The following is an 8,057-nucleotide window of genomic DNA, read 5'->3' on the forward strand; positions in this document are numbered from 1 at the left end:
AAATTAAGGTAAGTTACTTTCAATTTTTTAATACAGCTATTTTTCTTTGCTATCAAAGGGATAAGCTAAAAATAGCTTAATTGTATGTTATATTTTTAATATCAACTCTTAATTTATGCTGTTTACATGACTTTATTATTTAAAAAGATTTTAAATTTTGCAAAAAAAACGGTAATTGGATTTATGCTATTATCTGTTGTTTTGATTGTAGTAATGCGTTGGGTTGATCCATTGAGTTCAATGATAATGATACAAAGAAAAATAAGTAATTGGGAGGTTAAGCAACAGCGAATTTGGAAAAGTTGGGATGAGATATCTGATAATATCAAATTAGCCGTTATTGCATCAGAAGATCAAAACTTTCCTAATCATTGGGGATTTGATTTTAATGCCATCAATCTAGCACTTATCTATAATCAAAAACAGAAAAAAATCCGAGGTGCGAGCACCATTACCCAACAAGTAGCTAAAAATATTTTTTTATGGTCATCTCGTAGTTGGATACGTAAAGGAATTGAAACTTGGCTCACACTGTGGATTGAGCTTATTTGGCCAAAACAACGTATCTTGGAAATCTACTTAAACAGTGTTGAATGGGGAGATGGTATATTTGGTATTGAAGCTGCTTCGTATCACTATTTTAATGTGAATGCTAAGCAATTAACTCCTACTCAAGCGAGCTTGCTTGCAGCAACACTTCCTAATCCGAGGAAATGGAATCCAGCCAAACCTTCAGTCAATATACAAAAAAAGGCTCAATGGATTCGCATGCAAATAAATAACCTTGGTGGTAAACAATATTTGAATCAGATAAAAAAAACTAAAAATTAAATTAATGTTGCTAAAAAATTCGGTACTATTTTACTTGCAACGCCATAAATTTTAGTTTGAAAAAGGCTTTGATCTAAGCTTGGTTCTAAATTAAGCTCAATAGTTTTAGCACTCATTTGGTTAGCAATTTGTACAAACCCAGCAGCAGGATAGACATTGCCTGATGTGCCAATGGATATAAAATAATCAACTTGTGAAAGCGCATCATAAATTTGTTCCATTTGTAGCGGAATTTCACCAAACCAGACTATATGTGGGCGAATGAATTTGTTTTGTTGATAATTTACATCGTTAAAGCAATCAATTATTTGTCCTGTTTTTTCATTACGCACTTTTAATAATTCACCATGCATGTGAATAATATTTTTAGAACCAGCTTGTTCATGTAAGTTATCCACATTTTGTGTTATAATTAAAACGTGCTCACTGCCTAATTTCTGTTCTAATTCAGCCAGTGCAAAGTGAGCTGCGTTAGGTTTTACGTTTGGATTTTGTAATTTACGGCGTAACATATTATAAAAATCATGTACCGCTGTTGGGTTTCGTATATAGCCTTCGTAAGTTGCCACGTCATTAACATCATAACCTTCCCATAATCCATTTTGGGCACGAAAGGTTGATAAACCCGATTCGGCCGAAATACCAGCACCGGTTAGAATAACTATTTTTGGTATTGTCATAATTCATTACACCTTTACAATTTAACTAAGGTTATTGAAAACAAAATATTAGCCAGTTATTGGCTGTATTCTGTGGTAAAAATATGCAAAGCAGGCTTGCTGAGTTTTTGATATTGACTGTAGGTGCTTGCCACTTTTAATCGAATATCAGCCTTTGATTCACCATTTAACCAACTGTTAATCATTGCGTGCACACTATAAGCTTCTGGTGCCATACGGTGCAAAGTCAAAATAAGGGGAGTAATACCTAGGCGCGATAGTGGTGGTGTAAAATATTGTTGGCTTTTGCAAGCAAATACTGCGGCATAACGTGATTTTTGTTTTTCTTGTTGTTCTTTTGATAACGTTTCCCAGCGCCAGCTATCGGGTAAATATTTTTTCCATGACCATTCCATTAGTGAATCATGACCAATATAGACAACCAGATCTGCACTTCCCCCTGCCATCACCGTTTTATTAGCTAATTTAAACGGCATTGCCTTTTTGCCCGCTGAATAATCAATAAAATCATCAACCGTATCATTAATATATTTGCCATTATACGCCTGTGCAATTAGATAAATATCTTTGTCTTGGTGTTTGTAAATTATTTCTTCTAATATTTTTCCTGACTTTGGTTGATTAATTTGTACAACTTGCCACTCTTTTTGCTTAGTAAAATAGGTTTTAAAGCCATAAGCCGCCCCCCAATAAAGGTTGTTTTTGGGATCTTGACCGTTACCTATCGCCTTTGGAACAGGTGCTATCTTTTGATATTTGTTATCACAAAGCGCCACTAAAACATGAACCACTTTGGGATCGGCAAAGCAGGGTAAGGAAAGTATGAAATAAATAATCAATGCAAGCCATAACTGTGTTTTTCTTTTCTTCATTTGAGATTGTTACCTTAAAGGCCGTATTTATAACTACATTATTTTTTATATAGAGTTTATAACATAGCTATTCTACTATTTAGTAAAACGAGTTAACAAAAAATAAATAAATTTTATATAGATATATGAAAAATGAAAACTATTGCCAAATCATTAGGTGGCCTGCATTCAGCAAAGATAATTTTATATAGCGTTGATTTTCAAGCGATTGAAAGTTGCCAAACCAATAATGAGTGGAACAAAAGCGCAGAAATTTTAATTGATGCGGCTAAAAGAGTTGAATTAGCTGGTGCAGATTTTCTTGTTATTTGTACCAATACTATGCATAACATTGCAGATCAAATCCAAAAAGCAATTAATATTCCAATTATTCATATTGCCGATGTGACAGCTAAACATTTACTAGCACAAAATATTAAATCGGTCGCTTTGTTAGGTACTAAATATACAATGGAGCAGGACTTTTATAAATCTAAACTGATCGATAAAAATTTAAATGTGCTTATTCCAGAATCTCAAGACAGAAATATTATTAATGAGATCATTTATAATGAACTTTGCAAAGGTATTATTCAGCCTGATTCTAAGCAAGCCTGTCTTAATATTATTGATAAACTCGTTAAAAATGGCGCAGAAGGTGTTATTTTAGACTGTACGGAAATTGGGTTATTAATCTCTCAATCCGATCGTAATATACCTTTTTTTGACACAGCCTTAATTCACGCACAAGAGGCAGTATTACTTGCAATAAGTTAATAAGTTATTCTTCATTCGTATATTCTAGTATATCACCCGGTTGGCAATCTAGATGTTTGCAGATTGCCTTGAGTGTTGCTAATTTAAAATTTTTATAATTGGCACATTAAGATCCTATTAAATCAATTCTTAAGTAATATATTTGATGAATTAACGAGTTGCAGCTCGTAAAGCTATATAAGCTAAGTTGCATTTTCTTTTGGTCGACTCTAGGTGCTTCTCGTAGCCGTTCTTTGAAGATCTCGATAATAGCTCTAAATTTTTTCAGAATCAGTTGAAACTTTGGATTGTGCTTGTAATTTATTTATTAGCGGTAGATATTTATCATATTCGATTGAACCAGTAGATATGGTTATAGCATTCTTTTTGTCGTTTTTATTACAAGGAAAAAGATAAAAAGAGACTAAATACCTGCTGTGAATTTTTTAACATGTTAAATCCTCTATAAAACTAACACACAAATTCACCTGTTTAATTTATTTAGATTATAAAAAAGCCTCACTTTTTTAAAAGTAAGGCTTAGGAAATTTAATATTAATAAAAAATTATGCTTCAATAGCAACTCTTAACTTTTTCATTGCATTTTTTTCAAGTTGGCGAATACGCTCTGCTGAAACACTGTATTTATCAGCTAATACTTGCAATGTTGATTTGCTATCATCAGAATCTAACCAACGTGCCTTAATAATATCTTGGCTGCGTTCGTCTAATTGTGATAGTGCGTCATGTAGTTTATCTGTTGCATCATTTTCCCAGTTGTCATTTTCAATTGATTTTGAAAAATCAGAGTTACTATCTTCTAAGTATAACGCCGGTGCAACAATTGAGTTATCATCGTCATCACTATCAATATCAAACGACATGTCTTGCGCTGACATGCGTGATTCCATTTCAAGTACATCTTTACGGCTTACACCTAACTCATTAGCCACCATATCCACTTCAGCATTACTAAACCAACCTAAACGTTGTTTGTTTTTTCTTAAGTTAAAGAATAATTTTCTTTGAGCTTTAGTTGTCGCTACTTTAACAATACGCCAATTTTTTAATACATACTCATGAATTTCAGCTTTTATCCAGTGTACCGCAAATGATACAAGGCGAACTCCCATTTCTGGATTAAAACGGCGCACAGCTTTCATTAAGCCAATATTACCTTCTTGTATTAAGTCTGCTTGTGGTAGACCATAGCCAGAATAGCCTCTAGCAATGTGTGCAACAAAACGTAAATGAGACAAAATTAATTGTCTTGCAGCATCAACATCATCATTATAATAGAGTCTTTCACCTAATGATTTTTCTTCTTCAACGGTTAGCATCGGATAAGTATTAATCATACGAAGATATGATTCAATGTTTCCTTGTGGGATTAAAGCACCTACATGCATTTTTAAATCAGTACTCATTTAATACCCCCTTTGATTAAACTAATTTGTTGTATCAATCATCTATGTACAACAATCTAAAACTTTTAATAATTTTATCTTATATGGTTAGACATTTAACATGTGATTAAGTTCACATTTGATAGTTAAAATTAATAAAATTTTCATAAAAAGTCTAACTACATATAGTTCTAAAAACGGTTTTTATTTTGAACAGTTGAAAATAGTATGTCTAATCTATTTTCTGAAATTTTAAATATTTCTTAGTTGCAATAAATGATGAAAACCATCCAATAATTATGGTTAACAATACAATTAGTACACCTTCTTCCCATGATAAGCCTTCAATAGCAAATTTTGTTCCAAACTCATCGGAAAAGTTCAATATAATAGATTCTATATGAAAAATAAATAGTTGCGATAATGCTATTGAAACTAAAGCGCCCATCAACCCAATAAAAACACCACTATACAGGAAAGGGCGTAAAATGAAACCTGCTGTAGCGCCTATTAATTGCATAACTATTATTGTTTGTTTTCGGGCATATATATTTAAGCGTATACTGTTGCCAATAACTAGTGATACCGCTATGATCATAAATATCGAAATAGTAATAGCAACGGATTTAACCATATTTGTCAGTGCAGTTAATCGAGTGAACCAACTATCATCTAATTTAATATCATCAATACCATCAATATGAAGTAATTCAGTTTGCAATTTATGTAGCTCTATGGTCTTTTTAACTTCCTCTTTAGGAATGATAATTACAACTGCGGGTAATGGGTTTTCTTCTAATAGTTCTAAAGCGCTGCTAAATCCAGACCATGTAATGAACTCTTCTTTAGCTTCTTCTTTTGATAGATAATTTATTTTATCGACTTCTGGATAGGCTCTAAGCTTGTTAAGTAATATTGTAGTTTGCTCTAAAGTCAATGATTTATTTAGATATGCGGTCAAATTTGGAGTTGGATACCACTGATGTGCAGCTTGATTAGCATTTTTCCATAATAGATAGCCAATAGTAGGTAAGGTGATTGAAATCGCAATAACTAACGTAGTCAACAATGAGGCAAATATATTCAACCTTAAATCATTAAAAACATTATACCAAGCATATCCAATTTGCCTCTTCCAGCGACCCAAAAAGCTATTTTTTACTTTTGATTTAGCTGATTTAGCATTAGCATTTATCATCAATGTTATTCCTTTAAACGTCCTTGATTTAAGTGTAATATGCGGTGATGTTTACGACGAATAAGCCCTAAATTATGAGTTGCCATTAATACCGTAACACCTGCATGATTAAATTCTTCAAACAATTTTAAAATATCTTTAGAAAGTTTGTCATCTAAATTACCCGTCGGTTCATCAGCAAGTAATACAGTAGGGCGATTAACAATGGCACGAGCTATACCAACTCGTTGCTGCTCACCACCAGATAACTGAATAGGATAAAATTTCATTTTGCCAATTAATCCAACTTTATCAAGCGCAGCTGAGACTCGTCGGCGAATTTCTTCTATTGGTTTACCTAAAATAATTAATGGAATAGCAACATTGTCATAGACAGTGTGATCCATAAGAAGTTGGTGATCTTGAAAAATCATACCTATTTTTCGACGTAAAAAGGGCATATCTTGCTTTCGTAACGTTGAAATATCAATGTTATTCAGCAATACTTTACCATCATTGGCTCTTTCTAGACCACAAATAAGCCTCATTAAGGTGCTTTTACCTGCACCAGAATGCCCAGTTAAAAATGCCATTTCACCTGATGCTAATGTAAAGTTTATGTTTTGCAATGCAGGTTTTCCACCAGAATAAACTTTGCTAACATGTTGAAATTGAATCATAACTTGTCTCTATTCATCAGTTTCATCAAATAGTGCGTTAATAAAATCATCAGTGACAAAAGGTCTTAAATCGTCGATTTTTTCGCCGACACCGATATATCGAATAGGAATATTGAACTGATCGGCAATACTAAAAATAATCCCACCTTTAGCTGTACCATCTAATTTCGTTAATGTCATTCCTGTTACACCAACAGCCTCGTTAAATAATTTAGTTTGGCTAATCGCATTTTGACCAGTACCAGCATCGATAGTTAACATAATTTCATGTGGTGCCGTTTCATCTTGTTTTTTAATAACACGAACAATTTTTTTTAATTCATCCATTAAATGTGATTTGTTTTGTAATCTTCCTGCCGTATCGGCTATTAATACATCGATTTTCTTGGCTTTTGCCGCTTGTATGGCATCAAAAATAACAGAAGCTGAATCAGCATTAGTATGCTGTGCAATTACAGGAATATGATTGCGTTCGCCCCAAACCTGTAGTTGCTCAACAGCAGCAGCACGGAATGTATCACCAGCTGCAAGCATAACGGATTTACCTTGTTGTTGAAATTGATGGGCTAATTTACCAATTGTAGTTGTTTTACCAACGCCATTAACACCAACCATTAATATTACAAATGGTTTATGAGTTTCTATATTAAGTGATTTATCTACACTCTCTAAAATAGATTTCATTTCTTGTTTTAGAAGTGCGTGTAATACATCTGCATCTTTTAGTTCATTTCTTGAAGCATGTTTCGTTAAAGTATCAATAATCTTCTGTGTTGTATCAAAACCAACATCAGCTATAAGTAATTTTTCTTCAAGTTCTTCAAATAAGGCATCATCAATTTTTTTTCCCCTAAATAAACTAAGGAAGCCCGAACCAATATTTTGCTTTGTTTTAAAAAGTCCTTTTTTTAAACGAGAGAAAAATCCCTCTTTTTTTTGTTCAATCATAAATAATTTTTCCTATGATTACTATAAAGCTCATTTTATCTTATTTTAATATAAAGCCCAATTTATTCAGCATACAGAAATAAATATTATTCACCTATCTGATGATCTTAGAAAATAAAAGCGTATTTAAACTAGATTTGCTTATAATTTGCAAGATATTGAAGCTCTCCATTTGGGGTAATGGCTGCTTGTGGATGATTGTTGAATTGGTTAATGTTTACCGTTTTGTTCTTGAAAATATTCCTAAATTCCAGGTAGTTCATTGGTTTTTTGTATCTCGGTGACAATATGGTCATTGACATTATTGATTTACAATGTGGTTATGGCTAAATAAATATGAGATTCAATGGCAATGGAATGGTTATGGATGTATTGAGCCACGCCAATGGTATTCAATTTCTCGTTAAGTTCACCGATTTATCGGCGGTAATATCGGTACCAGACAGACGAATATCCTCACCGGCCCACAAATTGACATTACCCTTAGCACTGGTAATTTCACTGCGAATATTACTTTGGGTGGACTTGTTTTCCAAATTTTTATAGCGGGATTCTTGCCAGCCCACGGTACCACTGTAGCCGTCACCACCGAGTTCACCGATTTGTTTATGATAGCCTTTTTCTTCAATACGAGACGCATCTTTACTTGTATTGACGGTAATATTGCCTTTATTGGCTTTAATGTTGATGTCTTTTTCCGCAGCAATTTGGCTACTGGTGATATTAAC

The 8,057-nt window shown here is 33.1% G+C and carries 8 protein-coding genes and 2 pseudogenes; 2 read left to right on the plus strand and 8 right to left on the minus strand.

Features of this window, described 5'->3' with window-relative positions; translation table 11 throughout:
- Nucleotides 1-126: 126 nt before the first annotated feature.
- Nucleotides 127-831, plus strand: coding sequence for a monofunctional biosynthetic peptidoglycan transglycosylase (mtgA, locus tag A9G48_RS07725; protein WP_034947888.1), 705 nt, complete (start codon nucleotides 127-129; stop codon nucleotides 829-831).
- Here the strand turns inward: mtgA and cobB are convergent.
- On the minus strand, nucleotides 828-1,511 hold the full coding sequence (gene cobB, locus A9G48_RS07730) for a Sir2 family NAD+-dependent deacetylase (protein ID WP_034947891.1): 684 nt from the start codon (nucleotides 1,509-1,511) through the stop codon (nucleotides 828-830). The genes mtgA and cobB overlap by 4 nt on opposite strands.
- A gap of 56 nt (nucleotides 1,512-1,567) precedes the next feature.
- On the minus strand, nucleotides 1,568-2,383 hold the full coding sequence (locus tag A9G48_RS07735; RefSeq protein ID WP_034947894.1) for a hypothetical protein: 816 nt from the start codon (nucleotides 2,381-2,383) through the stop codon (nucleotides 1,568-1,570).
- A gap of 132 nt (nucleotides 2,384-2,515) precedes the next feature.
- Here A9G48_RS07735 and A9G48_RS07740 point away from each other — a divergent pair, with 132 nt between their 5' ends.
- Nucleotides 2,516-3,139 carry an aspartate/glutamate racemase family protein gene (locus tag A9G48_RS07740; RefSeq protein ID WP_065576042.1) on the plus strand — a complete coding sequence of 208 codons (624 nt, stop codon included), beginning with the start codon at nucleotides 2,516-2,518 and terminating at the stop codon, nucleotides 3,137-3,139.
- A 4-nt stretch (nucleotides 3,140-3,143) separates the two neighbouring features.
- On the opposite strand, the pseudogene A9G48_RS12205 reads toward A9G48_RS07740, so the two are convergent.
- The 6 genes and pseudogenes from A9G48_RS12205 to A9G48_RS07765 all read right to left on the minus strand — a co-directional run.
- Nucleotides 3,144-3,233, minus strand: a pseudogene (locus tag A9G48_RS12205) (helix-turn-helix domain-containing protein); the annotation flags it as partial.
- 451 nt (nucleotides 3,234-3,684) lie between these two features.
- Nucleotides 3,685-4,527, minus strand: a complete 843-nt coding sequence (gene rpoH, locus A9G48_RS07745; RefSeq protein ID WP_442902634.1) for an RNA polymerase sigma factor RpoH — start codon at nucleotides 4,525-4,527, stop codon at nucleotides 3,685-3,687.
- Between the two features lie 229 nt (nucleotides 4,528-4,756).
- Entirely contained in the window at nucleotides 4,757-5,722 is a 966-nt protein-coding gene (gene ftsX, locus A9G48_RS07750; protein WP_034947901.1) for a permease-like cell division protein FtsX, read from the minus strand.
- A 5-nt stretch (nucleotides 5,723-5,727) separates the two neighbouring features.
- On the minus strand, nucleotides 5,728-6,381 hold the full coding sequence (ftsE, locus tag A9G48_RS07755; protein ID WP_034947903.1) for a cell division ATP-binding protein FtsE: 654 nt from the start codon (nucleotides 6,379-6,381) through the stop codon (nucleotides 5,728-5,730).
- 9 nt (nucleotides 6,382-6,390) lie between these two features.
- Nucleotides 6,391-7,314: pseudogene (gene ftsY / locus A9G48_RS07760) on the minus strand (signal recognition particle-docking protein FtsY); the annotation flags it as partial.
- A 407-nt stretch (nucleotides 7,315-7,721) separates the two neighbouring features.
- The coding region (locus A9G48_RS07765; protein ID WP_141672982.1) for a hemagglutinin repeat-containing protein at nucleotides 7,722-8,057 on the minus strand (336 nt) is incomplete at its 5' end.

The organism is Gilliamella sp. wkB18 (assembly GCF_001690875.1).
In the GTDB taxonomy this organism is placed as follows: Bacteria; Pseudomonadota; Gammaproteobacteria; order Enterobacterales; family Orbaceae; genus Gilliamella; species Gilliamella apicola_A.

What these genes read in the sequence shown, in the direction of transcription:
- mtgA (WP_034947888.1), top strand. Translation starts at nt 127, where the DNA reads ATGACTTTATTATTTAAAAAGATTTTAAATTTTGCAAAAAAAACGGTA.
- cobB (WP_034947891.1), bottom strand. Translation starts at nt 1,511, where the DNA reads ATGACAATACCAAAAATAGTTATTCTAACCGGTGCTGGTATTTCGGCC.
- A9G48_RS07735 (WP_034947894.1), bottom strand. Translation starts at nt 2,383, where the DNA reads ATGAAGAAAAGAAAAACACAGTTATGGCTTGCATTGATTATTTATTTC.
- A9G48_RS07740 (WP_065576042.1), top strand. Translation starts at nt 2,516, where the DNA reads ATGAAAACTATTGCCAAATCATTAGGTGGCCTGCATTCAGCAAAGATA.
- rpoH (WP_442902634.1), bottom strand. Translation starts at nt 4,527, where the DNA reads ATGCATGTAGGTGCTTTAATCCCACAAGGAAACATTGAATCATATCTT.
- ftsX (WP_034947901.1), bottom strand. Translation starts at nt 5,722, where the DNA reads ATGATAAATGCTAATGCTAAATCAGCTAAATCAAAAGTAAAAAATAGC.
- ftsE (WP_034947903.1), bottom strand. Translation starts at nt 6,381, where the DNA reads ATGATTCAATTTCAACATGTTAGCAAAGTTTATTCTGGTGGAAAACCT.